Genomic DNA, 26,702 nt, shown 5'->3' on the forward strand with positions numbered 1-26,702 from the left:
ACCTTATGTTACACCATTACACCTATCATGTCAATAGGCATAATGGCTTTTTATGGAAAAATAATCTTACGCGTTTTCTTCCGGCTTGGCTTCTTTTTTCTTCACAGCCGTACGGATGGACAGCTCACGCAGCTGTTTTTCCTCTACGTTGGAAGGAGCGTTGGACATCACGTCACGAGCACTCTGGTTCTTCGGGAAAGCGATGACATCGCGGATGGAAGAACGCTTAGCCATGATCATGACCAGACGGTCCAGACCGAATGCCAGGCCGCCATGAGGAGGCGTGCCGTACTGGAAGGCATCCATCATGAAGCCGAACTTCTCATGTGCTTCTTCATAAGTGAGGCCCAAGGATTCGAATACCTTCTCCTGCAGTTCTGCGTTGTAGATACGCAGGGAACCGCCGCCGATTTCGACACCGTTCAGAACCATGTCGTAAGCGTTGGCCTTTACGCGGCCCGGGTCAGTGCCCAGGAATTCGATATCTTCATCACGGGGAGCCGTGAACGGATGGTGCATGGCTTTCCAGCGCTTCTCTTCGTCGCTCCATTCGTACATCGGGAAGTCAACGACCCAGAGGAAGCGGAGCTTGTCGGGATCGATGAGGCCGCGTTCCTTGCCCATCTCGAGGCGGAGCTGGCCCAGAGCCGTGTCCACAACGAGGCGCTTGTCCGCAACAACGAGCAGCAGGTCGCCAGTCTTGGCACCCGTAGCTTCGGCAATCTTGGCGAAGGTTTCGTCGCTGTAGAACTTCTTGAAGGGGCTCTTGATGCCTTCTTCGCTGTACTGGATCCAAGCCAGCCCCTTGGCACCGTAAATCTGTACGAACTTGACGAGTTCATCCAGACGGCGGCGGGGAATGTCAGCATAGCCGTCTACCTTGATGCACTTGACCATGCCGCCGTTTTCGATAACGGCATTGAACACCTTGAAGTCAGAACCCTTGACATATTCGGAGATGTCCATGAGCGGCATATCGAAACGCAAGTCCGGCTTATCGGAACCGTATTTGTCCATAGCCGTATCCCAATCCATGCGCTCGAACGGCGTTTCCACCTTGGCACCGATGGATTTTTCGAAGAGTTCCTTGATCATCTCTTCCATGATCGTCAGGATTTCGTCCTGATCCTTGAAGGACATTTCGATATCCAGCTGAGTGAATTCCGGCTGACGGTCAGCACGCAGGTCTTCGTCACGGAAGCAGCGGACAATCTGGAAATATTTCTCAAAGCCGGCCACCTGCAGGATCTGCTTGAAGATCTGCGGGGACTGAGGCAGAGCGTAGAACTCGCCCGGGTTCACGCGGCTGGGCACAAGGAAGTCACGTGCGCCTTCCGGCGTGCTCTTGCAGAGCATCGGCGTCTCGATTTCGAGGAAGCCATTGCGGTCAAAGTAGTCGCGCATGATTTTCGTCACACGGTGGCGCAGGATGATGTTCTTCTGCATTTCCGGACGGCGCAGGTCCAGATAACGGTACTTCAGACGAATCTTTTCGTCTACATCCACCCCATCCTGAATGTAGAAGGGAGGCGTGTTGGCCTTGTTCAGGATACGCAGCTCTTCGCAGACCACTTCGATCTCGCCAGTCTCGATGTTGCTGTTCACCGTTTCTTCGCTGCGGGCACGCACTGCACCACGCACAGCGATGCAGAACTCGTTGCGCAGGGATTCTGCCTTGTGGAACGTACCTTCTGCCATGGAAGCCTCGTCAAAGACCACCTGCACGAAACCGGAACGGTCACGCATGTCCACGAAAATCAGACCACCGTGGTCGCGGCGGCGGGCTACCCAGCCGCAGAGGACAACCTGCTGTCCTTCGTCTGCCTTGCGAAGCTCACCACAATGATGGTCGCGCTTCATACCTTGTAATGTTTCCATTAACCTTTCACCTCAGCACATAGCTTATTTACAATATTATCAAAAGAAACTTTCTGCTGCTCGCTCTTTTCCATATCCTTGAGCTGCACGCATGCTTCCTTGACTTCATCTTCACCGATGATCAGCGCAAAACGGGCATTGGCCTTATTTGCCTGCTTCATCTGGGCCTTCATGCTCCGGCCTGCATAATCCATGCTGGCCTTGAGTCCTGCCTGACGCAGCTGCGTCAACAGCTTGAAGGCTGCTCCCTGGGCCTCTTCGCCCAAAGCAACCACGAAGGCATCGGTCTTCGTATCCATTTCCGGCAGGAGATCCTGTTTCTCCAGCGCCAGCAGGACACGCTCCAAACCCGTGGCAAAGCCCACGGCCGGAGTCGGATTGCCGCCGATTTCCTCGATGAGACCATCATAGCGGCCACCGCCAGCCACAGCACTCTGAGCACCAAGGGGCGGGTATTTGATTTCAAAGGCAGTCTTGGTGTAATAATCCAGACCGCGTACCAGACGGGCATCCAGTTCGAATTCCACGCCGGCTTCCGTCAGGAAATGCTGTACCTTGTGGAAATGCTCCTGGCATTCCTCGCAGAGGCAGTCCGTGATCTTCGGTGCATCTGCCATATAGGGCTTGTCTGCATCTGCCTTGCAGTCAAGGATACGCAGCGGACTGCGCTCGAAGCGATCCTGACAGTCATCACAGAGATCCTCGAGCTTGTCCCGGAAATAATCCTGCAGGACCTTGCGGTAAACCGGACGGCATTTCGGACAACCTACGGAATTCAAGGACAGTTTCAGGTCCTTGAGGCCCAAACCACCTAAAAGATCCATGGCCAGCATGATGATTTCGGCATCCACTGCCGGATTGGACTCCCCCAGAGCCTCCACACCGAACTGATGGAATTCGCGCATGCGGCCGGCCTGCGGACGGTCATAGCGGAACATGGAGCCGATATAGAACAGCTTCGTCAGGCTGTTGTCACCATAGAGCTTGTTCTGCAGGTACGCACGCACTGCCGAAGCCGTGTTTTCTGGACGCAGCGTGATGCTGCGATCGCCACGGTCGGTAAAAGTGTACATTTCCTTGTCCACCACATCGGTACCTTCGCCGATGCCACGGTGGAACAGCTCCGTATGCTCGAACATCGGCGTACGGATTTCCTTGTAACCGTAACGGGCACACAAATCACGGATTTTTTCTTCCACATAGGTCCATTGTCCGACGGTATCGGGCAATATGTCCTTTGTCCCTCTTGGGGCATTCGTTAGCATTCGTTCTACTCCCCCTAAGCCTGGCAAGCTTCATCAAGCAAAGCCCGCCGTTTGTCAATATAAATATCTATATCGCGCAGATACGTCACCAAATCCTTGGCATTGAAGGATGACTTCATGCGCTTGTTCTGGAAATCAACCACTTTGCTGGTGGCGGCGCCGCCAATGCCGATAATGGTCTGATGTTCTTCCATGATCTGGATGTTGTACATCCCCTCGGCACCTTTGCGGCAGCAGCCGATATTTTCCAAATCCCCCGCCATATAGCCTTGACGGTAGAGATAATATGGCTCATAGCCGAAGCGCTTCATATAGCCCATGGCTGTTTCCGCCATCTTGCGGGTTTCCTCTGCTCCGGGCAAATCCACATGGCGCTCTTCCATGATAAGCTTGAGCCTTGAACCTCGTTTCAGCGCCAACGCATGCAACGTGATATCATCAGGCTGCAGCGCCGTGACCCTGGCGAGCGTATCATCCACATCCGCGGCTGTCTCACCGGGCAGGCCGAGAATCAAATCCATATTGATTTCCGGTATGCCTGCTTCCCGCAGGGCACGGTACATATTCACCACAGCCTCCGGCGTATGCTGACGACCGATGACCTTCAGGGTTCTTGCCTGCATGGTCTGAGGATTGACGCTGACGCGCGTGACCTTATAGTCACGCATGGCGGCAATCTTTCCCGGCGTGATGCTGTCGGGACGTCCTGCTTCCACGGTAAACTCAGCTAAATCATCATGATAGAAGGCATCGACCACCCAGCCCAGCATCGTGCGGAATTCTTCGTCCGGCAAAGCCGTAGGCGTACCGCCACCCACATAGATATTCTGGACTTTGAGCCCATGTGCCTCCACTGCCGCCTTGGCCCCGGCGATGTCCTTATGGAGCACCGCCATGAACTCCGCCAGCTTCTTCGGCCCCGGCAGCACATTGGCCGGGAAAGAACAATAAAGGCAGCGGGTCAGACAGAAGGGAATCCCCACATAGATGCTGATGGTCTTTTCGTCCGAAGTCCTGAGGAACGGCAGCTGCCGGAAGGCCATCGGTGTGATGATGCGCGCCTTCTCCTCACTACAGGCAAAGTCCCGCATCAGCCGTGCGACTATCCCTTCCTCATCCATGCCGTACTCAATCCAGCGATGGACGATCTTAGTGGGCCGCACACCGTGGAGTATGCCCCAGGGAGCAGGTTCATAGCCCAGTTCCTCACAGAAAATATGGTAGAGATTGAGCTTGATGGTGCGATTGACTGCCGCCCGCTCCAGCTCATCTTCCTTGCCGCTTTCCCGGTGGGTAAAGCTTCTGAGTTCTCCATCCTCGCCAAAGAGCATCAACGTGGTTTCCATATGCACTTTTGCCCCCTCATGGGGCTGGCCTTCCACCGGCAGACGATGATTGACCACGGACAACTGGGCAAAGTCAGCTTCGCCTTCCCTACCCACGATTTCCACTTTGAAAAGAGTCAATATTTCCCGTGTGATTTTTGAAATGATTTCTTTTTTTGAATTCAGTGTAAAGGTTCTTACCTTCAATTTTCCTTTTGGCACTCCTTGCATGTACCGAAGAATTTCACCTGATGATTGAGCACATGGAAGCCCATCTTCTTCTGGATATCACTTTCCAGATCGTCCAGAAGGTCATCCTCGAACTCTGTTACCTTGCCACAGGTGGTACAAATCAAATGATGATGGTGGTGTTCCGAAGGATCAGTGGTATTGACCTCATAACGGCTGCAACCGTCCCCGAACTCCATCTTCTGCAGAATTTCCAATTCCGACAGCAGCTCCAAGCTGCGATAAACCGTAGCCAGACCAATTTCCGATTTGTCCTGCCGCAGGATGCCGTGGACATCTTCTGCCGAAAGATGTTCGCCAGGGTGGTCCAGAAACACCTGCAGCACCGTCTGCCGCTGCGGCGTCATCTTATGCTGCCGCGCCTGCAAACGCTGCTTTAAATCGTCCATTGTAAATGTCTGTGCCATAAAACCAACCCTTTCATTTATCTAATAATGCGTCATGTTCTCCGTCTTATAACACACAGTTTGACTTCATAAATCAAATAAAATCATTATAGCAGATATTTGCCTTGCTGACAAATAACATCTTGCCTACAGGCCCCTTTTTTCAAAAAAAATCCCCCCGAACAGGATTTGTTTTCTGCCATCACGAATTAAAGAAATATTATAGAACTAAATTTATTTGTGGAAAAGGAGGCTTTCTATTGGAAAAAGAAGCGAAAACTACCGCTGGCTCAACGCCAGCAGAAAATACTGCGCCAGAGAACACATCTGCGCCAGCCCCTGATCCGTTCTTTATCCCGCCACCGGCAGAGCCTACACAGAAAGGGCCGCGAGGCATCCGCTTTGACTTCAACGACGGGGCGCGGATCAAGCTGCCAAAAGGCGACTGGCATGTGCAGATTGAAGATGAAGATTCCGGCAATATCCTCTTTGCCTGCGACGCACAGGAAGGCTGGGCCATCAGCAGCAAGAAATATTTCGTCCCCTTCCGCCTGCGTGTCTGGGACAAGAAAAATCTGGACAAGCCGGTACTAGACCATCTGCTGGACCTGAAGAACAAGCCGGTACTGATCAAGTTCCCCGTAGGTACCCTGGGCGATATCATCGGCTGGCTCCCCTACGCGGAAAGATTCCAGCAGCAGCATCAATGCCGCTTGGAATGCTCCATGGCTGAAAATCTCAAAGATCTTTACGAGAAGCAGTATCCGGCGATAAAATTCTCCGCCGCCCCCAAATGCAAAACAGAAAAGCCCTATGCTTCCTATCGGGTGGGCCTGTTCTTCAAGGGCGACACAGACCATCAGCCCTACGATTTCCGGCAGGTCGGGCTCCATCACACGGCCGGCTATATCCTAGGCGTTGACCCGCAGGAATCGGCCCCACGCTTGCCGGAAGATTTGCCGCGGGAGATTGCGGAACCCTATGTCTGCATTGCGACCAAGGCCACGACACTGGCCAAGATGTGGAACAACGGCTACGGTTGGGATTTGGTTGTCGATCATCTAAAAAAGCTGGGCTATCGGGTACTCTGCATTGACAAGGAACGCATTCAGGGCCTGGGGCATGTCTGGAGTCAGATTCCCCACGACGCCGAAGATTTCACAGGCGACCGCCCCCTGCTGGAACGTACCGCCATGCTGCGCCATGCGGAATTTTTCGTCGGACTATCGAGCGGCCTGAGCTGGCTGGCCTGGTCGGCTGGTACCCCCGTGGTCATGATCAGCGGCTTCACCCTGCCCACCAACGAATTTACCACGCCCTACCGCGTCATCAACACCCACGCCTGCCATGCCTGCTGGAATGCCATGGACACCGAGTTTGACCACAAGGATTACTTCTGGTGCCCCCGGCATAAAGGCACGGAACAGGCCTACGAGTGCACGCGTGCCATCACCGGCAAGCAGGTCATCAACGTGATTGAACGCCTGCGCCAGGATTTGCAGCTGACGGCTCCCAACGAACGAAAAAAATAAATCAGGTCTAGTATCCCCTCGTCCATATCTGCAAGGATTGCCAGCTATGGACGAGGGGATACTAGACGGTTTCCACCGCTAGATTTTACTGAATATTATGGATTTGTCAGGATTTGTTTGACCAAAGGAGTGACCAAGGATGAAAGGAAAACCCACACAGGAAATTATCCGTCCGGCCGCATACGATAGCGAAGCCGCCTCCCATAGCGGCATTATGCAGCGTCTTTCGGGGGGGGGACATCTGTACGTACAAACAGCCGCAACCCTGACCGCTGTCTGCAGTGTGCAAGGAGCCATGCTGCCCATGCAAGTGGCGCAGGCCGAAACCTTGCCAAATGGGCAAGCTTCTTTAACGCTCGATAGCACAACCAGCCAAACAGAAAATACGATTACCGTTAATTCTGGTGGTACATTAAATGTCAACTCCGGCGGTACAGCCAGCAATACCACTGTCAATAGTGGTGGTACACTGAACGTTTCCGGCGGTACGCTGGTCAACACCATCATCAACGACTCCCCAAAAGTTTCAGGGAATACATACAAAGTCAACATCTCTGCCGGTACGCTGACATCAACCACCATCAACAGCGGCAGCGAGGTATATGCCTATATCAGCGGAGCTGGTTCCGCCACCATAAATGAGACAACCATCCATAGTGGCGGGTACCTCAAGGTCTATGGAGAAAATTCCTGTACCATAAACGGCGTAAATCTGAACGGAGGAACGATTACTTTTAACAGCTGCACTATCAGCGGCATCATACAAGGATATGGTACACTCAGCAGAACAAGGTATTCTAGCGGCGGCACCTTGATTGTTTCCGGCGGCGATATTACCATGGATAGTGCTATCAATTACAAGCCCGATACGATAATAATCGGAGACAACCTACACATCGTTGCTCCACAAGGCTACATTAGTGCTGGTGAAATCTTCATCAATAAAATTGATGCTACCACACCTGTTATCAGCAGCACGATCCGCGATAACACTGGTGGTTATATTCAATTTGACAAACTAAATGTGACGAATTTCAATGCCGGCACCGCCACCAACGGTACATTATTGTATGCTGAACGAGATATCAATTACAAATACAGCAGCAGCGGAGCGACCTTGACCTCCGGCACCACCAGTACCACCTTGACCGCCGCTAATCCCAGCTATTCGTTCCTCGGTGGCGAAGCAACGGCTTCTACCCCCAATGAGGCACCGGCATTGACGCTTATGACTGCCAATGCCACCACCTTCACCTTGGTCAATAATGGCACTGCGCAAGCTCCGAAATTGAATCAGCTGGATTTCAGCATCAGCCCTCAGGTATCCCAAGCAGCTTTCAGCGGTACGGTTGCCTGGAATCCTGCCAGTGCTTACTATACCAATAGCGGTGGGAGCTTCGCCAATACCACCAGCCTTGACCTGTCCAATCTGCAGCTGGACTTCACCTCGGCCACCACGGCGGAGGCCCTCGGTTCCGGCACGACCATGACTTTGCTGGGCGGCGGCAATATTGCCGGCACCATCACCCACCAGCCTACAGCCACTAACAGTGCCACTTATGCCGGCACGAATGCCGATTATACCGCCAATCTCAGTGGCGAAGGCTCCCTGTCTGAGGGCAATCTCATCTATGGGCTGACCGGCGCCACGGTAACCGGCGTTAAGCTGAAACAGATGTCCGATAATGCCGACGCCCTGCCCACCGGTTGGGCGGCCGGCGATACAACCATCGATGTGGACACCAGCAATCTCACCCTGCCCACCAATCTGGCTGCGGGAACCGCCAAGGATATCTTCAGTCTGGAAGGTGCCTCCTACAACCTCACGGGCTCCAATGTCTTTGATACGGCCACCACGCCCCTTTCCACCGGCGAAAACGGCGTGACCCTCAGCGGCACTAAGACCAACGGTGGTGTGCGGACAAAAGAAAATGCGGCCTCTACGCTGGAATATGTCGCCCCTACCAACAATTTCAATCAGGCAACGATTGGTGAAATCACCTGGGCCAATTCCGGCACCGTGCTGGATGCCAGCAGCAGTGCCAATAATTTTACAAGCCTCACAGCAGACAAGGTTGACACCACCGGCTTCAAAATCACCAATCCTGCAGCAGCTACTACCGACACTACCATGACCCTGCTGGCCGGCAATGAAACACTGTCAGATTTCGACCCGGTTTCCCGTTCCGCCCGTTATACCACTACGCCCACCAGCCTCCTGTCCATCGAAAATCTCATAAACGGTTCCCTATTTGCCAAGGGCGGCAATATTTCCTTTACCATCACCAGCAATCAGGCTGATAAGGCTGTCTTGGATGGCACCATCAACTGGAATCCCCAGGCCGTCTATTATACGCATGACAACAATGCCTTTGCGGAAAATGCCACGCTGGACCTGACGAAGCTGAAACTTGACTTCACCTCCGCTACTACAGCAGAGGCCCTGAGCACCGGAACTGCCATGACCCTGATTGGCGGCGGCAAGGTGTCCGGCACCATTACCCAGCCGGAAAGCAATTCGTTTGTAGCAACCTATACCGGTAATAATGCCAATTATACTGCCAATCTCAGCGGCTCCGCTTCTTTGACGGAGAATAATCTCGTTTATACCTTAGGCAATGCAACCGTAACCAACGTAGACTTGAAAGCAGTCTCCGATACGGCCGATACCCTGCCAGCCGGCTGGGCAGTCGGTAATTCCAGCATCAACGTGGATACCACCAGCCTGGATATCCCCACCAATCTGGCAGCAGGCGAGACGAAAGATCTGTTTACCCTCGAAGGTGCTGCCTTCAACCTTACTGGCAGCAATGTTTTCAACGCAAGTTCCAGCCTGCTGCGGGAATCGGTCAGCGGCGTGAGCATCGAAGGCACACAGACTGGCGGCGGCGTACGGGTCAAGGAGGACAACGCCTCTACCCTGCAATACGTGGCGCCCTCTGCCCAGGCCTCCCAGATCACCTTCGGCGACGTAGAATGGAAGACCACGGGCGCCCTGCTTGACCACAAGACGACCTTGAACAACGTGGACTTTACCAAAGCCAAAATCAGTACCAATAACATCTCTTTCACTGGCATTGAATCCCTGAATACCGGGGACAGCATGACTTTGATTGCCGATTTCGGCAGCACCTCGGACACCATCACCGGCACAGCCTTCACGTTGGGCAACCAGTCCGGCGAAGGGCATGCCTATCTGGAGAACAACAACCTCCTCTATCTCATCACGCAGGGCACGACGCAGAATGGCTCTGGCAATGAGCCGGGTAATGAACCGGGCAACGAGCCAGGTAATGAGCCGGGCAATATCAGCAAGGACGATGCCATCAAGAAAAACGGCACTGCGACGAATCAAACCATCGAGGGGGATGTCAGCGGCGGTACCGCACAAAATAACGGCGTCGCCCAGCATAATGTCGCAGCCGTCACCGGCTCCACCGTCACCAAAGACGTCTATGGGGCCACCAGTGTCAAGGGGGCCACGACGGACAATACCGCCCAGGTGGCTGATTCCCAGGTCAACGGCAATGTCTATGGTACCTACAGCGACAGCGGCACAGCCATCGGCAATACCACCACCATCAACCACAGTACCGTCAGCGGCGATGTGGCCGGTGCCTACAGCAAGAGCGGCACCGTATCCAATGGCAATACCGCCACGGTAAAGGATACTGCGGTCAGCGGCAATGTTTACGGCGGCAAATCCGACAACGGCGAAGTGAACCTCAGTACCACGGCCATTTCGGGTGGCAGCGTAACCCAGGCGGTTTATGGTGGCTATAGCGAGACCGGCGACACCAGCCAAAACAAAGTGGAGATCACCGATGAAGCCCAGATCACGGGCAATATCTATGGTGGTTTCACTGAAACGGGCAATACCGAAGCCAACACGGTAGAAATCAAAGGAAACGCCACCCTCGATGCCTACGTATATGGCGGCAAGAGCCTCTCCGGAACCTCCCGCAACAACGCCGCCCATGTCGAAGATGCGACCATCGTCGGCATCATCGGCGGCGGCTGCGACGAAGCAGATGGCAACACTGCCTCGTTCGCTGCAGGAACCGCCACCAACAACATCTATGGTGCCAATGCTACGACCACGGCCAAGGACAACACCGTCAATATCACCGGCGGCACGGTGCAGGGCAGCGTCTACGGTGCCTATGCCGGCAAGACCGTGACGGGCAATACCGTCAACCTCTCCGGCGGAACGATTTTGGGCAACTCCGTCACGGACACCACCAATGAAGTGGCACTTTCCCTGGCAGGCGGTATTTACGGCGGTTATGTGGGCGATGCCTCCGGCACGGTCAACAACAATACCGTGAACCTCTATGGCACGGCAGATATCAGCACGGCTTCGCTCTATGGTGCGAATCTCAGCAATGCTACCGGCAATGTGCTCAATATCGGCTTTGCCGATTCTGCGACCAATACCTTCACGCCCTGGACCGGCGGCGGCCAGACCGTAGCCGATATCGCCAACTTCAATACCATCAACTTCCAGACCGTAGCCTGGAACACAGCTACACCGGCTATGACCATCGGCAGCGGGACGAACAGCGACCTGGCCAACACCAAGGTCAGCGCCGCCAATGTCTACTTCACCGGCGCTACCGAACTCAGCAAAGGCAGCCAGATGACGCTGCTCGACGAAAGCAAGGTGGCTGCAGACAAGCAGGTACAGGCGGGCAATCTCACCACGGCTTCGGCTTATACGCTCGGCACCGGCCTGCAGGGCACAGGCTCCCTGTTCCTCGATGCACAGGGCAATGTCCTCTACACCATCGAGACGGCCCAGCTCAATGAACAGACCCATAATGTCCTGATGGGACAGACGGCGGTTCTCTCCAATCTGGCCCTCAGCCATGACTATATGGAAGACACGCTGGAAGGGCTGGCCATCGACCAGAACAAGGGCAAGGAAGGACTGGCTGTCTACGCCAATATGGGCGGCGGCACCATGCGCCAGCATACCGGCAGCTATATCAACAGCAACAGCTGGAACGGCGTACTGGGCCTCGGCACGAAACACGGCCTGCCACAGGGGGCCATTGAATACGGCGCGTTCGTGGAACATGGCTATGCCAAATACTCCACCCACAACGGCGCTCACTACGGCAATGGCACGACGAAATACACCGGCGGCGGCCTCCTCGCCAAATGGACAACGAAGAATGACCTTTACCTCGAAGGCAGTGTAAAATCCGGCCGGGTCAAGGACAATTCCTCCAGCTTCCTGCAGGATGCTCTAGGCAACACCTATGGCTACAATACCCGCAGTGAATACCACGGCGCCCACCTCGGCATCGGCAAGGTCTTCCAATACCATGACGACGCTCAGCTAGATGTCTATGGCAAGTATTTCTACACGCTCAAGAAAGGCTCCTCCTTCGACGCCGGCGGTCACTATGACCTCGACAACGTCAAGAGTAGTCTGATGCGTATCGGTGCCCGCTATACCAAGCACGGCGCAAGCTTTGACTACTACGCCGGCCTCGCCTACGAACACGAATTTGACGGTCAGGCCCGCGGCACCTACAACGGCTTCGCCCTCCGCAGCGCCGACATCAAAGGCGGCAGCGCCCGCCTGGAACTCGGGGCTAAGCTCACCCCCAATGAAAGCTCGCCTTGGGGCTTTGACCTCAATCTCACCGGCTACGCCGGACAGAAACGCGGACTTTCCGGTTCAGTCTCTGCTGTATACCAATTCTAAGGACAACACGTAAAAGCCGTCCCCCGGCAACATGTTCGTTGCGGGGGACGGCTTCTTTTATGCACGAATATTTACATATTGGCATTGCTGCCCATTTTGCGGACTACGCTATAGACATCCTTGACCCGGCGCAGGCGCGTGATGATCTGTTTGACCTGCGTGGAGCTGTTCACATCCAGCCCCAAAAGAATCGTCGAAGTCTTGGTACTGCGGTTGGGGTTGGCGTTGATGCTGTGGATGTTGATCTTCATCTCCGTGGGCACCGCCAGTACATTGGCCAGGATGCCGCTGCGGTCATTGCAGACGATTTCCAGCTCGACCTTGTACTGCTTATCCAGGCCCACATCCCAGCTGACTTCGATCATACGGGAAATATCCGTATCCATCAGGACATTGGGACAATCCGTTCTATGCACCGACACGCCACGTCCTCGGGTCACATAGCCTGTGATGGGATCGCCCGGAATCGGGTTGCAGCAACGCGCCAAACGGACCATCAGGCCGCTCTCGCCCTCGACCAATACGCCGTGGCTGGATTTGCTCTTGCGATTGTTGGCCGGACGCTTGAGTGCCGAGAGCATCTGGCTCACATCCAGCGGCGTCTTTTCCTTGATTTCTTCCTTATGGAATTCCACCAGCCGTGTCAAAATGCCATGCACAGTGATGCCGCCATAACCCACGGCCGCCAGCAGATCATCCTCGCTCAGGATGTTGAGCTTCTTGGCCACTTCCAGCAGGCGTCCATCTTTCAAGAGTTCTTTCGGCGCATAGCCCAGCCGCTTGGCTTCCTCGCGAATCAGTTCCATGCCGCGCTCGATATTTTCCTCACGGCGTTCCTTCTTGAACCAGGAGCGGATCTTGCTGCGGGTTTCCGAGGAAGCTACGATATTGAGCCAGTCCCGGGAAGGGCCGTTGTTGGCCTTGTTGGTGATGATGGAGACGATATCGCCATTCTTGAGCTTGTGCTCCAGCGGCACCAACTTGCCATTGACCTTGGCACCGACACAATGATGCCCCACCTCCGTATGGATGCGGTAAGCAAAGTCGATGGGAATGGAGCCCTTGGGCAAATCTACCACATCGCCCTTCGGCGTGAACACGAACACCTCATCCGAGAAGATATCCACCTTGAGGGCTTCAAAGTATTCCTTGGGATCACTGAGTTCCTGCTGCAGGCTTACCATCTGCCGCAGCCAATTCATCTTCTGATCCATGGCACCGCCTGCCGTGGAGCCCTTGCCATTTTCCTTGTACTTCCAGTGCGCCGCTACACCGAATTCCGATACCTCATGCATATGGAAGGTGCGGATTTGGATTTCCAACGGATAGCCGCGCGTCATCACCGTAGTATGCAGGGATTGATAGCCATTGGATTTCGGCATGGCGATATAATCCTTGAACCGCCCCGGAATCGGCTTCCACATCGCATGGATCACGCCAAGCACGCCATAGCAGTCCCGCACGGACTCCACCAAGACGCGGATGGCCGAGAGGTCATAGATTTCGCTGATATCCTTCTTATCCCGCAACATCTTCTTGTAAATGCTGTAGAAATGCTTGGCACGGCCCTTGATTTCCGCCTTGATGCCGGCTTCGCCAATCTTCGTCTCAATCTGCTCGATGGCCGTGTCAATGAAGGCCTGTCGTTCCTTGCGCTTCTGCTTGACATTTTCCACCAGGTCATAGTATTTTTCCGGTTCCAGATAGCGCAGGCAGAGGTCTTCGAGTTCCCACTTGATATTGGAAATACCCAGACGATTAGCCAAGGGCGCATAGATTTCAATGGTTTCCTTGGCAATGCGCTTCTGCTTGTCCTCCCGCATGTACTTAAGCGTGCGCATATTATGCAGGCGGTCTGCCAGCTTCACCATGATTACCCGGATATCCTTGGCCATGGCCAGGAACATCTTGCGGTAATTTTCCAGCTGGACTTCCTCTTTGGATTTATACTTGATGCGGCCCAGCTTCGTGACACCATCCACGATCATGGCCACTTCTTCCCCGAACATTTCCTCAATCTGTTCTTTCGTGTAGAGCGTATCTTCCACTACATCATGCAAAAGCGCTGCACTGATAGTCACATCATCAATATGCAATTCCGTGAGGATTTCTGCCACATGCAGAGGATGGATGATATACTCCTCCCCGGAAACACGTACCTGTCCTTTATGGGCCTCCACAGCCAAATCATAAGCCTTGCGAATCAAGGCAACATCCGCTTTGGGCTCATAGGCCTGCACTGCCTGCAGTATGGAATCTATGGTCACTGGTGCTTTATCTTTGTCGTTCATAATGTCCCATCTCCTTCCCTAGTTCCCTCAGCGATGCCGCCTGTAGGTCGGCGAGCTTTCCAAATCCATCCGCCCGCTGGCCTTGGGCAGATAATAACAATTCTCCTCCATATCCATGCGCAGGAGGCTGAGTTCCTGGAAAATCCGCAGGCCCAGGCTCATGGTATAAAGCGAGATATGCTGGCCCCGCTTGCAGAAATCCACGGTGAGTTCCTCGGCAGTATAGGGAATATAATCCTCCTGCTGCTGAATCTGATAGAGGAATTTGTAGATATCCACCAGCTGCTCCCGCTCGGGGAAAATGCGCTCCCCATTTGCCGGGGCAATGCTGTCCACCATGCACTGCAAACTGCAATTGCCCTGCCACTCATTAACGGCAGGACTATAAACCATATCAATGACTTCACTGTTGATGATCCCTGCATAATCGCTGCGGTTCCAGAACAGTGCCGTCACAGGCGCCTTGGCACTTCCCACCTGAAAGCGCAGATGCTGGCCTTCCTTGCCAATGACCTGCGGCGCCATACCACGAATCTCACGCACGCCGAATAACGGCTTGGGATTCTTCATGCCAAAGGGTTCCAATTTTGCCAGTTCATCAATCAGATCGAAAGTGATTTCCTCCGGTGCCAGCTCCATCTCCACCTTGACCTTGGGCACATAATCCTCAGGCGTCAGCGTTGCCTCGGCTACCGCTTCAAAAGCCTCCTTAAAAGCTTTTAATTCGCTTTCCGCCACGGATAATCCTGCCGCCTGCGAATGACCGCCGAACTGCAGGATATGTTCCTTGCAGGCCTTCAACGCTTCATACATATGCAAGCCGTCAATACTGCGGCAGGAACCCTTGCAGACGCCATCTGCCTGCTTGCTGAACACGATGGTCGGCTTGTAATACTTGTCCACGAGACGGGAGGCCACGATGCCGATAACCCCAGGATTCCAATTTTCCCCGGCCACCACAATGGCGGGCATATTGTTCACATCCTCGCCCTTTAGTTCCGCTTCTGCCTTGGCCAGTATTTCCTGCTCGATGGTCTGCCGCTGGCTGTTGAGCATATCCAGCTCCATGGCCAGCGATTCTGCTTCCGCTGCATCCTTGGTCAACAGAAGCTCCACCCCCTTGCGCGCCGAACCGATACGCCCAGCGGCATTGAGCCGAGGGGCCAGCCGGAAGCCCACATGGCCGGTATTGAGCTCTTCATCCCGGATATCGGAAACTTCTACCAGCGCCCGCATCCCCGCAAAGGAGGACTTGCGCATACGCTTGAGTCCCGCCGCCACGATTTTGCGGTTCTCACCCAAAAGCGGTACGATATCCGCCACCGTGCCCAACGCCACGATTTCCAAATCCTGTGTATAATCCTGTCCATGCATTTCCTGCCACAAGGCCTGACAAAGCTTGAACGCCACGCCCACGCCGGCCAGATTCTTGTCCGGATAAGGACAATCTTCCCGATGGGGATTGACTACCGCCAGAGCGGGCGGCAATTGTTCCCCCGGCAGATGATGATCCGTCACGATGATATCGAGCTTGCCTGCCATCGCCGCCACATCATCCACGGAGGCAATGCCGCAGTCCACGGATACCAAAAGTTTCGCGCCATCATCCGCAACGCCTTGCAGGGCCGTCAGATTGAAGCCATAGCCTTCCTTCTCGCGATGCGGGATATAGAAATCCACCTTTGCCCCCAAAGCCCGCAGGTTATGCACCAGCAAGGTGGTGGCCGTCATACCGTCCACATCGTAGTCGCCATAGACCACAATCTTCTCTTCGCCGTCAATGGCCGCGATGATCCGTGCCACAGCCTTGTCCATATCCTTCATCAGCAAAGGATCATAAAAAGGCTGCTTCTCCGGATGCAGGAACACCTCCGCCGCCTCTTTCGTGCAGATACCACGATTCCATAAGATATTTGCCAGGCTCTTCGTTACGCCCAACTCTTTTGCAAAAGCCACTGCCTCAGGAGCAGCGGCACTTAATTTCCATTCTTTTAACATACTTTACACTCCTGTGTAATATCTTATCTCATTTTAGTTGCGGCGTAAATACCAACGAGCACTCTTGGGAGAATTTTTGCCCAAAATAAAACCACCCATCGAATTGAACAGGTGGTTTTAATCTAAAACTCAAAATCTATCGTTTTTCTTATTCAGCAGCCTGCTTCCAGCTTTCGCCAACGCTGCCCTCTTCCCGCACCTCTTTTGCTGCCGCATTCATGCGCGCGAACGATTTTCTTACGCCGCCTGCATTATGGTCGTAATCTACCGCATGGTCAGCACCTATGCCAATAGCGGCAGCCTCAGACGCAGAATCGATATTGGCACCCATGAAAATGAAATTCCATTTGTACTCCTTTGTAGCCTTTTCAATCATTCTTTTTACATCAGCTTTGCTATATTCCTTGCTGTCGTTTTCCTTGCCATCCGTCATGATGAGGAACAACACGCGCCGTTTAGCAGGGCAGATACCATCATGATTCATTCTGCCCAAGGTATCTGCAACGGTTCTGCCCACTGCATCCAGAAGGGCTGTCATTCCTCTGGCATAGTACTCTTTATTGGTTAACTCCGGTACTGCCTTTATGTCTTTGGCCTCTACGATTTTTTCATACTTGTCATCAAAAAGGACAGTCGTAACCTCAGCACGCCCCTTTTCCTGCCGCTGCTTCTCCAAGAAGGAATTTTGACACTCCCCATGCCTAAAGGCAGGGGATTCTTGGTTCGCTGAACACTGCGGCCTAGCCGTAACCAGTTCGACTTACACGTTCTCCCCAAGCGTAAATTCCCGTGTGTCCCACGGTACTAATTTATGTTAAGCAACCTGTTTTTGTTCTATTGCCTTTCGCAGTATATTTATTGCTGCATTGGCATCTCGGTCATGATGTGAACCACATGCAGGGCAAGTCCAATCCCTGATACCAAGATTCTTAGTTTCCCTGTTCTGGTATCCGCATTTTGAACAGGTCTGGCTTGACGGGTAGAATGTATCTACCTTCAAGATTTCAGAGCCATGCAATTCTGCCTTGTATTCAAGCTGACGGAAGAACTCAGACCAGCTTACGTCTGATATAGCACGAGCTAACTTGTGGTTTCTCATCATGTTCTTAATTTGCAGGTGTTCTATGGCTATAGTCTTGTTCTGTCTAACCAATGCCGTAGATGTTTTGTGCAGAAAGTCCCTGCGGATATTGGATATACGCTCATGAACTCTGGCAACACGGATTCTAGCCTTATCCCTATTCACAGACCTTGGCATTTTTCGAGAAAGCCGTCTTTGTTCTCGCACAAGCTTTCTAGTCAAACGCCGCAGGATTCTGGGATTGGCAACAGTATTTCCATTGCTGTCTGAATAGAACTCCTTTAAACCTACGTCAATGCCTATTTCTCCGCCGTCATTGGTCTTGAGCAAACTTCCCCTGTCCAATTCTACACACAAAGACACAAAATATTTGCCAGAAGCATTACGGCTGACCGTAGCATTGAGGATTCGCCCGTCAAATTCACGGCTCTGCTTGATTTTCACAGCTCCGATTTTTGGCAGTTTAATTCGATTCCCTACGATACGGACGCCTTTGCTCTGATTCCTGGTGCGGTAGGACTGGCTATGGTTATGCTTGGATTTGAAGCGTGGGTATTTTGCTTGGTGTTTGAAAAAATTCTGGTATGCTGTGTCGAGATTCTTCAAGGACTCCTGTAATGCCATGCTGTCTACCTCTTTCAGCCAGCTATACTCTTCATACCTTTTCAAGTCCGTCAGCATGGCACTGGTCTGATTGTAGGTTACAGACTTATGGTTTGCAGTCCATTCATCTCTACGGATGGCGAGAAAATGATTGAACACAAATCGGCAACAGCCCAGAGTACGGTTAATTAGTTCTTGCTGGGCATGGTTCGGATATATTCTGAATTTGAAGCCCATTGTGTACTTGTCCATTTTCTCACTTCCTTTGCGATGTTTTTTGGCTCTCGATATACTGCTTCACGATGTTAAGCGGAGCACCACCGACAGTGGAGCAAAAATAGCTGTTTGTCCATAGGCTAGGCAGTTTAGTTGTCAGCCATGGAAATTCCTGCCTCAAGATACGAGAGGTCTTGCCCTTGATAGTCTTTACGGCTTTGTGAACACCGAACTGCGGGTGAACCTCCAGTAGAAGATGCACATGGTCTGGCATGATTTCCATTTCGATTACATCGACTTGGATTTCTTCACAGATTGACTTGACCAGCTCCTTTAGTCTGGTGTCAACGCCATTGACCAACACTTTTCTGCGGTACTTGGGACAGAACACGATATGGTACTTACATGAATATACGATATTGTGGCTTGAATGATATTTTATTTCTCCCATATTTGTATTATACAACTTTAAGAAAGCTAATACAACACAAGTTAAAAAGTAATTGTCCACCTTCAATTACTTACGTAAATTCGGTGGACACGCCTTATATCCCCATGACTAAAGTTAGGGGTTTTACGGCGTTTTGGATAATCATCCTGAACCGCATCATACAGATGAACCTCCTGACGACCAATTCCCTGAAGGAATGTTCCGCTTCGAGAAAAGACTTCCCTGAAACTAAGAAAAATTTAATAAATTTATGATAAGGTAAGTCCGTAAAAACTTGTCACACATATCATCGTTTATACGGAGGGAACTTTCTATGTCATCCAACAATATTACGACCAGTCCCGAAACACAAAAAGTCTATGACGAAATGAATAGACTTTCCCCCTACTGTGCCCCTAGCGGTCAATTCTTTGAACGCAATGATATCGAATACCTGATAAATAACGGCTACAGTCTCCAAGATGCCAAGGATGCACTTTCACGCTGCCCCAAATACCTTTCCCAATATAAAGCGCCCAATGGTCAATATTTCGCTGCCAATGATATCGAGTACCTGCTAGACAACGGCTATAGCCTTCAGGATGCGCTAGATGAACTGGCCGAATGTGATCGATATTCAGATGGCCGCACTCATCAATCCAACAGCAGCAACAGAACCATTTACAATTTCAGCATTTTCGGTGCTCATGCCTTCTGCGATGACGACGACCATTTTTTCCATAACCATTCCAGCTCATACTATGACCACGACAGTAGTGATGACAGCAGCTGCAGTGATTCTGACAACTGCGATACAAACGACAATGCCGAAGACAAAGAACCGGACGCATGAGCAGTACGTCCGGTTCTTTGCTGTGTATTATATTTTAGGAGAGCTTTAACGAAAGCCTGTATATAATATAGCACCATTGAGAATGAAAATCAATAGATAATCGGAAATTATTTTTACAACGAAAAGAGTCCCCAAGTCAATACACAAAACCTTGGGGACTCCGTCACGTATATAACGCTCTCCTAATCCTATTCTAACATGAAGAAGGATAATTGTCCAAATATTTCTTCACCAGCCGAAGAACATTTCTGCTGCCAACATCATTCCAGCAGGATATAAACGCCCTTTGACGAATAGAGCTAATAAGTGAAAGCCTATGAATCTTTTAAAGGATACGGAGGGAAACGCCATGAGTATGCTTGAATCCATCAACAAACGCCGCAGTTACTACCAGCTTACAAAAGATCTGCCGGTTGATGCAATCAAGATCAAGGAAACTGTCCAACAGGCCACAGAGCTGGTTCCTGATGCTTTCAACATGAAGTCAGCCCGCGTCGTCCTAGCCATGAACAGCAAACATGATGAGCTATGGGATGCGATTTACGATGCATTTGGCGGAAAAGTCGCTCGCGAGAAAATCGACAGTTTCAAGGCTGGAGCTGGCACGGTGCTGTACTTCTATGATGAAGAGGTCGTAAAAAAATTACAGGAACAGTACCCTGCTTATGCCCCCAATTTCCCCATCTGGTCGCAACAAGCGAATGGCATGTTGCAGTTCACCATCTGGACAGCTCTGCGTGACCTGAATGTTGGTGCCAATATCCAGCACTACAATCCAGTCATTGACGATGCTGTAAAAAAACTATTCAATCTCCCGGATTCATGGAAACTCGTTGCGCAAATGCCATTTGGCGGCATTGCTGCTGAACCTGATGCCAAAGAGCCTGAAGACATTACAACCCGCGTCAAGGTTTTCGACTGAAAAATAGCCTCCCCGCCACCAAAAGCCGCTCCTGCTGACACCCCATCAGCGGAGCGGCTTTATGTATTATGAAAGGGCATATGCTGAAGCAGTTCTGCCTTCACAAAATACCATATTTCATAGCTTAATCAAACAAATACGAATTTTTTGTGTGCAACAACCATCTAAAAAACACCTTCATATCTTCTCGCTATCTACGATAATTTTGTATCTGCGCATGTTGCCATCTTCAAATTCTCTGTCCTGTACCCAACTGGCAATCTTGCCCCGGCGTTTCAACGATCCCAACACTTCCTCCTTGTTCCAGTGCAGAATCACATCTACTGTTATATCGCCAGCCGGCAGCAGACAGCCATGTTGTTCAAAAATCGTATCTTCAATGGTACGCCAGATATCCCGGCAAAACTTCTCCATTTCACTTCCTTGGTGTTTGCTTTTCTTAATCATACTTATGAATTTACCCTATACAGCAACAAAAGTCAACGTCTTGTGCATCTAAACCTCCTATGCGGAGGAACACGTCAAGTATGCGAGTGGGTTGATTGTGCAGTGTTTCTAAGCCGCCTATACGGCGGAACACGACTGGATTCAGACTGCAGCATCCGCGACAGTTTTCTAAGCCGCCTATACGGCGGAACACTGTCCCAAACAGCATTTTCTATCCATGCTAAATTTCTAAGCCGCCTATACGGCGGAACACGGTATCCAGAACAATAATCGTCGCTTACTGAAATTTCTAAGCCGCCTATACGGCGGAACACTTCAAACCGGGGGAAGAATGGACATTCCAACATTTCTAAGCCGCCTATACGGCGGAACACGATCCGGTAAGCTGTGGCGGCAGTGTGGCACATTTCTAAGCCGCCTATACGGCGGAACACGGAATCAGCCGCCCCGTTTCCTCCCCTTTGAATTTCTAAGCCGCCTATACGGCGGAACACTAGGTCTCCACACCTCGTGCATCGTCCCTGGCTTTCTAAGCCGCCTATACGGCGGAACACCTGCATCATCCTGCCATCACTTGTGAAGTAGTTTTCTAAGCCGCCTATACGGCGGAACACTTCGCGCCGGTCGTCACGGCAAACGAATATTTTTTCTAAGCCGCCTATACGGCGGAACACAACCGCTTTTTCGGCTTCCAGATACAGCTTCATTTCTAAGCCGCCTATACGGCGGAACACATTTTCCAGGGCTACGCCAATGCGATCCGTGATTTCTAAGCCGCCTATACGGCGGAACACCTTGACTATCTGCCGCCTGGCCTCCAGAGAAATTTCTAAGCCGCCTATACGGCGGAACACCACATCTACCAGATCCTGCACGTTGAGATAGATTTCTAAGCCGCCTATACGGCGGAACACGGCGGCAAGAATGAGGATATGATCGGCGTCAATTTCTAAGCCGCCTATACGGCGGAACACGGCCTTGGTCTTGGCTTTATACGCCCCCTCTGTTTCTAAGCCGCCTATACGGCGGAACACACTGTGGGGGCTATAGGTGGGGCGCTGGAACCGTTTCTAAGCCGCCTATACGGCGGAACACTTCATTCAATCGCTAAAGATTCCCGTAAAATAAGCTCTTCCCGCAGATTTATAGCATTTCACCCTAATTTTACCCCTTCTCCCACACGCTTATTTTATGCGGGTTCCCGTACCATGATGAAATTTTGGTCAAAATTCCGGCACAGTTGACTGGTTATCCAGACCATAACTGCCAAAACCAACGTCCTGATCCGAATCCTGTACAATGCGTTCTATACAAAGGCGGTATTTTTGCTGATTCGTTTCACTATGCATCTGCACAAAGGGAACTTTTTTATCCCTGCATTCTTGCGGAAATAATTTCAAGGCTTCATCATAAGATACATTATGCCGCTTGGCGTAGCGTCTGGCCTTCTGCATAGAACTTGCTTCCGGATGATAACGACGATAAATTGCATAGCCATGCACTCGCTTCGGCACAGGACGGATGCTGGTCATATGAATGTAATCTTCATACCTCTGTAGCCATTTCTTTATCGCTAATGCTTCCAATTGAGCTTCCGTTTCAGCAAATATCCGCAGCTTACTGCCCAGTTGAACCTTTCTGCCATCTTCATATTGAGGAAACGAGACACCAATATGCCCCTTACTGCCGTCTTCCATCTGCGTTGCCAAAGCCAAGTGAAGTTGCTGATACAATTTGCTCCAGATATGGTTCTCATTGATCTCCGCATCCGGCAACAAGGTGAGTTCCTGATAAAACTTCACGCTGCTCACCCCTTGCCAAATACACCGCCACGCACCAGAACTGCCATAACATAATGCTCTTCTTCCGCACTGGCCAGCGGTTCGCCCAAGGCAAACTTATCAAACAATGTGTAAAAATCTACCTTATCTTTAGGATTCCGGAATGCTTTTCCCAAGTTTGTCACCGCACCATACGGCTCGATGGCAATCGGTCCAGTTCCCTCTTCACTTGCAAAATCTGGATACCATGTATCAATCGTCCGCAAAGCGTTGCCCAATTTCTGGGAATGCATTGCCGCTACACCATCCACATGATACAAAATCTTACTCTTGCGGCTGTTGCCCTTATCAAACACCAATTCTTCACTGGGATATACTTCTTGCCCAACACCCAGTTTTGCATAAGCCTCTACTTCAATGAATTGATATGGCTCCTCACCGGATAATGCTGCTGCAATCTTTCCTGCCAAAGCCTTTATTTCCTCATGCTCTGTAAAGTCACGCAAGGAATAGGTATACGCATCAAATTTCTGCTCCCAGCTGCCAACCTTGACACAGACATCGATTTTCTCCGCCCCCAGCCGGTTTCTCCATAGGAAACGGGCGCTGGCAATATTATAGGCATAGCGGTAAGACAATTCCTTGAAGCCTGTCTTTTCTATATAGCCTTTGGCTGCCGCAGCATAACTTTGCGCAAAAGCTGCATTGTTGCAGGCCGACGGCTTTTCCACACCACTCAATACCTTGATGGTAAAGGCCAGCTTCAGGGTATCCTGTTCCATGCCTAATGCGCAGGAATCCACTTGTTGCAGGTTAGGTTTTTCTACCTCTGCATTCAATTTCGCCGGATCATTCTGCACTGCCGGCTTCAGCCGATTGGAAATCGTCCCCCGTACTGATTTTTCCACCAGCTTCAATGGTTCAGCCTTTACCTTATGTTCATCATCCCAGCATGTGCCATACATATAGCCATCCGAGACGACTAATTTCTTTTCAAACGCCAATACCGATGCGATATCCGCTGCCTTTTTAGCCATTTCTATTCCTCCCCACGCAAATCTTGTTTCCCCATATTCCGACACAGATACAAACCTTCTGCTTCATTATATTCATATTCCCACATCATTTCCTGAATAGCCTCACAACGATAGGGCATCACAAATTCTCCCACCGTTACCAAAGGTTCCACAAAATGATGTTCATATTCATAGGAACGTTGTTCCTTCACTTGCAAATTGCCAGACAAATCACGGAAACCAACTGCTATCGGCACCAGCCAGCCATCCGCAGCCACCTTGCTTCTCTGCCATCCAAGAAAAGCCCCTTCCGCATCACGATTGGCTGTATACTGCACCTGCATAGCATTCAGCAAACTATCCAAGGCATCTTTGCCGCTCTCATGCTGAAGCAAATCCTGCCGCTCAATGATTGCATAACCCGGCATTAACCTTGCCTTCACCCTGCGTACATCCCGCTCGTCATCATCGTCAACGGACACGACCTGCCAATCCTGCTGCTCACCGTGCCGCAGGACAATATCGCCCCCAGCCGCCTTCAGACGCGGTAATTCTCGCCGAACAGTTTCCTCAAAACTCTCTTTGAAGCTGCCTTTCATTCCCGCCAGTTCCACCAACAAGCTGATTTCTAAATGGCAACGGGCCTCTTCAACAAAGGACGGTCGTTCAAACTCACCAGTTTTCCTGCTCTTCTTCAGCGGATTCGCTGTTCCAATCAAAGAGCCGTAAAAATTTCCCTTTTCATTGAACACCTGCAAATCAAAGGCATGACAAATGACCGCCACACGCGGCAAGCCGACTTCTTGCAGTTCATCCCTCTGCCGGATCCGCCGCTGCAACGCATGAGTCATCCCCAGCCAGGCGGTCATTGCTGGAAAACCTACCGTATAAGGGCTGCTGGCCGCATTTGCGTTTTGAATCTGCAGGTGGGGAATCATCAGATATTGCTTGATCATCATCCTATCCCTCCTACTGCTTTTGCAGATCACTACGAATAAATTCTGCCACTTCTTTTCGCAGTGCGGTCAGTTCTCCATCACCGAACTCTATCTTTTCCCGTTTCATGACTTTCTCATAAGCAGCCATCAGCCAGTCAGCAAACTCACCTGCCAGCTTCTTCTGCCATTCCTCATCAATCTGCCGGTCTTCTGCATACTTATCATCCAGCCAGATTGACTGTGCCCTGCTCAGACTGCGATTGTCCGTCCAGCTACATTTCTCCCGCAGTACATATACCCTCAACAGAACCATTTCCATTATCTGTCGCTCTATGCTGCGAACAACCTGCCTGATTTCCATATTATTCCTTTTATCAACATATCGCTTATGCAGACGCTGGAAAAGACCTATGAACTCCCGCAACCGTAAAGTTTCCTTGAAAAAATCCTTACGAGGATAGATTATCGTACGCTTTTCCAACACAGGCGGCAAGGATGGCAGCATATAACTGCGCCCGCCCTGCCGGTTATTTCCATAGGAGATATTTTGCGGTTTCGTTCCTCCGAATTTAGTCTGCACCAGATTATATATCCGCCGATGGTCACGGCCATAAGTATCCGACTTCTTACTGCAAGCCTGCCGGGCTTCATCTTCCATGGCTCGGATACGCATGCATACTTCCTGCATCAAACTTGCGGGCGGCAAAACCGTCAATAAGTGGTAATCATCCTTCCTCACAGGAAAAAACACCTGACGTAACCGCTTGTCTGTTGAGTCAGGCAATACCTCCGACTTCACAGCCAACAAATCTTCACGCACCTGCTCGTAATCCGCCTGCATGATTTGAAAATCTTCCCGCAGAGCATCATCAGCAGACTGCAAATGTTCATAGAAGGTCTTCCCATCTTCCAGATGCAGTTGCAGCAAACTGGCAGTTGCCAAATAATTAGCCGCCACAAAAATATCCGGTGAACAAGCCACCGAACCTGTCGATACATATACATCATCCGGTTTGCCATTTATCTTTGCCTGCCAATTGACTGTCACATCCGGATTGATAAAACGGCCTATATGCGTAGCAAACTGACACTTACTGGCATTCTTAGCCGTATCAGCCAGCCACTGTCCGGGCGGTACACCTTTCTTTTCAGATTCTGCTTGCACATAATCTGTCAACACACTCATCAACATCACCTCACTTGCTTATATTGTTCAATATCATCTGCCATTTATCCTTGTTTTATATTATATTCTTCTAAATCATTGATAAATAATTTAGAAAAGAACAATACCGGTGTATTTTTAACTGCCGCCTATTCGGCGGAACACGGATGATGTTCTGCTCCGTGCATTTGCGGGATTTTCTAAGCCGCCTATTCGGCGGAACACTATGGATTCACCGTCACACAGCAGATACTGGCTTTCTAAGCCGCCTATTCGGCGGAATACTTAACCTTAATAGTGTAGTGGTCAAGCATTTTTGTAACACTTGTGTCTTAATAATTGCTGATTCCTGTCCTGGCTTCGAACGGAGTCTTGTAACCATTATATGAATGTGGCCGCACATGGTTGTACCAGACATAAGCGAACTCTTCAACAGATGCATAAAGATCGTCCTCTGCCAGATAGTCATGCAGGTAAATCCATTCATTCTTTAGCGTATTGAAGTAGCGCTCCATCGGAGCATTATCATATGGATAGCCAGCCTTGCTCATACTTTGGGTAATACCTGCCGATTCACAGAATTCGGTAAATTCCTTTGAAGTGAACTGAG

At 51.2% G+C, this 26,702-nt stretch carries 19 protein-coding genes and 1 CRISPR repeat array; of the genes, 4 read left to right on the forward strand and 15 right to left on the reverse strand.

The genetic code is table 11. The annotated features are described in order from the left end of the window. Positions 1 to 66: 66 nt before the first annotated feature. Genes aspS through BUB68_RS08700 form a run of 4 tightly spaced genes read right to left on the reverse strand, consistent with a single transcriptional unit; the run spans position 67 to position 5,124 of the window. Entirely contained in the window at positions 67 to 1,878 is a 1,812-nt protein-coding gene (aspS, locus tag BUB68_RS08685; RefSeq protein WP_073090171.1) for an aspartate--tRNA ligase, read from the reverse strand. After that, entirely contained in the window at positions 1,878 to 3,143 is a 1,266-nt protein-coding gene (hisS, locus tag BUB68_RS08690; RefSeq protein ID WP_073090174.1) for a histidine--tRNA ligase, read from the reverse strand. The genes aspS and hisS overlap by 1 nt, the downstream gene beginning before the upstream one ends. A 14-nt stretch (positions 3,144 to 3,157) precedes the next feature. After that, complete coding sequence (gene hemZ, locus BUB68_RS08695; protein WP_073090177.1) at positions 3,158 to 4,675, reverse strand: coproporphyrinogen dehydrogenase HemZ; 1,518 nt, start codon at positions 4,673 to 4,675, stop codon at positions 3,158 to 3,160. After that, positions 4,672 to 5,124, reverse strand: a complete 453-nt coding sequence (locus BUB68_RS08700) for a Fur family transcriptional regulator (protein WP_073090180.1) — start codon at positions 5,122 to 5,124, stop codon at positions 4,672 to 4,674. The genes hemZ and BUB68_RS08700 overlap by 4 nt, the downstream gene beginning before the upstream one ends. Before the next feature lie 239 nt (positions 5,125 to 5,363). On the opposite strand from BUB68_RS08700, the gene BUB68_RS08705 reads away from it, so the two are divergent. Beyond that, entirely contained in the window at positions 5,364 to 6,635 is a 1,272-nt protein-coding gene (locus BUB68_RS08705) for an autotransporter strand-loop-strand O-heptosyltransferase (RefSeq protein ID WP_081371931.1), read from the forward strand. 139 nt (positions 6,636 to 6,774) lie between these two features. After that, positions 6,775 to 12,351, forward strand: coding sequence for a hypothetical protein (locus BUB68_RS08710; protein WP_073090183.1), 5,577 nt, complete (start codon positions 6,775 to 6,777; stop codon positions 12,349 to 12,351). 71 nt (positions 12,352 to 12,422) lie between these two features. Here BUB68_RS08710 and BUB68_RS08715 read toward each other — a convergent pair whose 3' ends face one another. From BUB68_RS08715 to tnpA, 5 genes are all read right to left on the reverse strand, one after another. Next, complete coding sequence (locus BUB68_RS08715; protein ID WP_073090185.1) at positions 12,423 to 14,642, reverse strand: RelA/SpoT family protein; 2,220 nt, start codon at positions 14,640 to 14,642, stop codon at positions 12,423 to 12,425. A 27-nt stretch (positions 14,643 to 14,669) separates the two neighbouring features. Further along, the gene (recJ, locus tag BUB68_RS08720) at positions 14,670 to 16,640 is read right to left on the reverse strand and encodes a single-stranded-DNA-specific exonuclease RecJ (RefSeq protein WP_073090187.1); all 1,971 of its coding nucleotides are present in this window, start codon (positions 16,638 to 16,640) and stop codon (positions 14,670 to 14,672) included. A gap of 148 nt (positions 16,641 to 16,788) precedes the next feature. Beyond that, positions 16,789 to 17,316: a hypothetical protein gene (locus BUB68_RS08725; RefSeq protein WP_178139499.1), complete on the reverse strand. Its 528-nt coding sequence runs from the start codon at positions 17,314 to 17,316 to the stop codon at positions 16,789 to 16,791. Positions 17,317 to 17,454: 138 nt separating this feature from the next. Then, positions 17,455 to 18,576: an IS200/IS605 family element RNA-guided endonuclease TnpB gene (tnpB, locus tag BUB68_RS08730; protein WP_081371932.1), complete on the reverse strand. Its 1,122-nt coding sequence runs from the start codon at positions 18,574 to 18,576 to the stop codon at positions 17,455 to 17,457. Positions 18,577 to 18,580: 4 nt separating this feature from the next. Further along, complete coding sequence (gene tnpA, locus BUB68_RS08735) at positions 18,581 to 18,991, reverse strand: IS200/IS605 family transposase (RefSeq protein ID WP_037363939.1); 411 nt, start codon at positions 18,989 to 18,991, stop codon at positions 18,581 to 18,583. A gap of 313 nt (positions 18,992 to 19,304) precedes the next feature. Here tnpA and BUB68_RS08740 point away from each other — a divergent pair, with 313 nt between their 5' ends. Both BUB68_RS08740 and BUB68_RS08745 read left to right on the forward strand, forming a co-directional pair. Continuing rightward, entirely contained in the window at positions 19,305 to 19,823 is a 519-nt protein-coding gene (locus BUB68_RS08740) for a hypothetical protein (protein WP_073090190.1), read from the forward strand. A 349-nt stretch (positions 19,824 to 20,172) separates the two neighbouring features. After that, positions 20,173 to 20,745 (forward strand): nitroreductase family protein, encoded by a 573-nt coding sequence (locus tag BUB68_RS08745; protein ID WP_073090192.1) that lies wholly within the window; start codon positions 20,173 to 20,175, stop codon positions 20,743 to 20,745. Between the two features lie 177 nt (positions 20,746 to 20,922). Here the strand turns inward: BUB68_RS08745 and BUB68_RS08750 are convergent, their stop codons facing one another. The 6 genes from BUB68_RS08750 to BUB68_RS08775 all read right to left on the reverse strand — a co-directional run. Then, positions 20,923 to 21,159 (reverse strand): hypothetical protein, encoded by a 237-nt coding sequence (locus BUB68_RS08750; protein WP_081342507.1) that lies wholly within the window; start codon positions 21,157 to 21,159, stop codon positions 20,923 to 20,925. A gap of 138 nt (positions 21,160 to 21,297) precedes the next feature. After that, a CRISPR array of direct repeats spans positions 21,298 to 22,287; the repeat unit is 28 nt; unit sequence TTTCTAAGCCGCCTATACGGCGGAACAC. A 128-nt stretch (positions 22,288 to 22,415) separates the two neighbouring features. After that, the gene (cas6f, locus tag BUB68_RS08755) at positions 22,416 to 22,994 is read right to left on the reverse strand and encodes a type I-F CRISPR-associated endoribonuclease Cas6/Csy4 (protein WP_073090197.1); all 579 of its coding nucleotides are present in this window, start codon (positions 22,992 to 22,994) and stop codon (positions 22,416 to 22,418) included. A gap of 5 nt (positions 22,995 to 22,999) precedes the next feature. Continuing rightward, the gene (gene csy3 / locus BUB68_RS08760) at positions 23,000 to 24,010 is read right to left on the reverse strand and encodes a type I-F CRISPR-associated protein Csy3 (RefSeq protein WP_073090200.1); all 1,011 of its coding nucleotides are present in this window, start codon (positions 24,008 to 24,010) and stop codon (positions 23,000 to 23,002) included. Between the two features lie 2 nt (positions 24,011 to 24,012). Beyond that, positions 24,013 to 24,948, reverse strand: coding sequence for a type I-F CRISPR-associated protein Csy2 (gene csy2 / locus BUB68_RS08765; RefSeq protein ID WP_081371934.1), 936 nt, complete (start codon positions 24,946 to 24,948; stop codon positions 24,013 to 24,015). Positions 24,949 to 24,958: 10 nt separating this feature from the next. Next, positions 24,959 to 26,113 carry a type I-F CRISPR-associated protein Csy1 gene (locus BUB68_RS08770; RefSeq protein ID WP_073090203.1) on the reverse strand — a complete coding sequence of 385 codons (1,155 nt, stop codon included), beginning with the start codon at positions 26,111 to 26,113 and terminating at the stop codon, positions 24,959 to 24,961. A gap of 311 nt (positions 26,114 to 26,424) precedes the next feature. After that, positions 26,425 to 26,702, reverse strand: a 278-nt coding sequence (locus BUB68_RS08775) for an integrase core domain-containing protein (RefSeq protein ID WP_143188135.1), incomplete at its 5' end; no start/stop codon positions are given.

Origin of the sequence: Pseudoselenomonas ruminantium (genome assembly GCF_900142515.1) — a bacterium.
In the GTDB taxonomy this organism is placed as follows: Bacteria; Bacillota; Negativicutes; order Selenomonadales; family Selenomonadaceae; genus Selenomonas_A; species Selenomonas_A ruminantium_D.

What these genes read in the sequence shown, in the direction of transcription:
- tnpB (WP_081371932.1), bottom strand. Translation starts at nt 18,576, where the DNA reads ATGGACAAGTACACAATGGGCTTCAAATTCAGAATATATCCGAACCAT.
- recJ (WP_073090187.1), bottom strand. Translation starts at nt 16,640, where the DNA reads ATGTTAAAAGAATGGAAATTAAGTGCCGCTGCTCCTGAGGCAGTGGCT.
- aspS (WP_073090171.1), bottom strand. Translation starts at nt 1,878, where the DNA reads ATGGAAACATTACAAGGTATGAAGCGCGACCATCATTGTGGTGAGCTT.
- tnpA (WP_037363939.1), bottom strand. Translation starts at nt 18,991, where the DNA reads ATGGGAGAAATAAAATATCATTCAAGCCACAATATCGTATATTCATGT.
- BUB68_RS08745 (WP_073090192.1), top strand. Translation starts at nt 20,173, where the DNA reads ATGAGTATGCTTGAATCCATCAACAAACGCCGCAGTTACTACCAGCTT.
- BUB68_RS08740 (WP_073090190.1), top strand. Translation starts at nt 19,305, where the DNA reads ATGTCATCCAACAATATTACGACCAGTCCCGAAACACAAAAAGTCTAT.
- hisS (WP_073090174.1), bottom strand. Translation starts at nt 3,143, where the DNA reads ATGCTAACGAATGCCCCAAGAGGGACAAAGGACATATTGCCCGATACC.
- BUB68_RS08750 (WP_081342507.1), bottom strand. Translation starts at nt 21,159, where the DNA reads ATGGAGAAGTTTTGCCGGGATATCTGGCGTACCATTGAAGATACGATT.
- csy3 (WP_073090200.1), bottom strand. Translation starts at nt 24,010, where the DNA reads ATGGCTAAAAAGGCAGCGGATATCGCATCGGTATTGGCGTTTGAAAAG.
- csy2 (WP_081371934.1), bottom strand. Translation starts at nt 24,948, where the DNA reads ATGATGATCAAGCAATATCTGATGATTCCCCACCTGCAGATTCAAAAC.
- BUB68_RS08710 (WP_073090183.1), top strand. Translation starts at nt 6,775, where the DNA reads ATGAAAGGAAAACCCACACAGGAAATTATCCGTCCGGCCGCATACGAT.
- BUB68_RS08715 (WP_073090185.1), bottom strand. Translation starts at nt 14,642, where the DNA reads ATGAACGACAAAGATAAAGCACCAGTGACCATAGATTCCATACTGCAG.
- BUB68_RS08770 (WP_073090203.1), bottom strand. Translation starts at nt 26,113, where the DNA reads ATGAGTGTGTTGACAGATTATGTGCAAGCAGAATCTGAAAAGAAAGGT.
- BUB68_RS08700 (WP_073090180.1), bottom strand. Translation starts at nt 5,124, where the DNA reads ATGGCACAGACATTTACAATGGACGATTTAAAGCAGCGTTTGCAGGCG.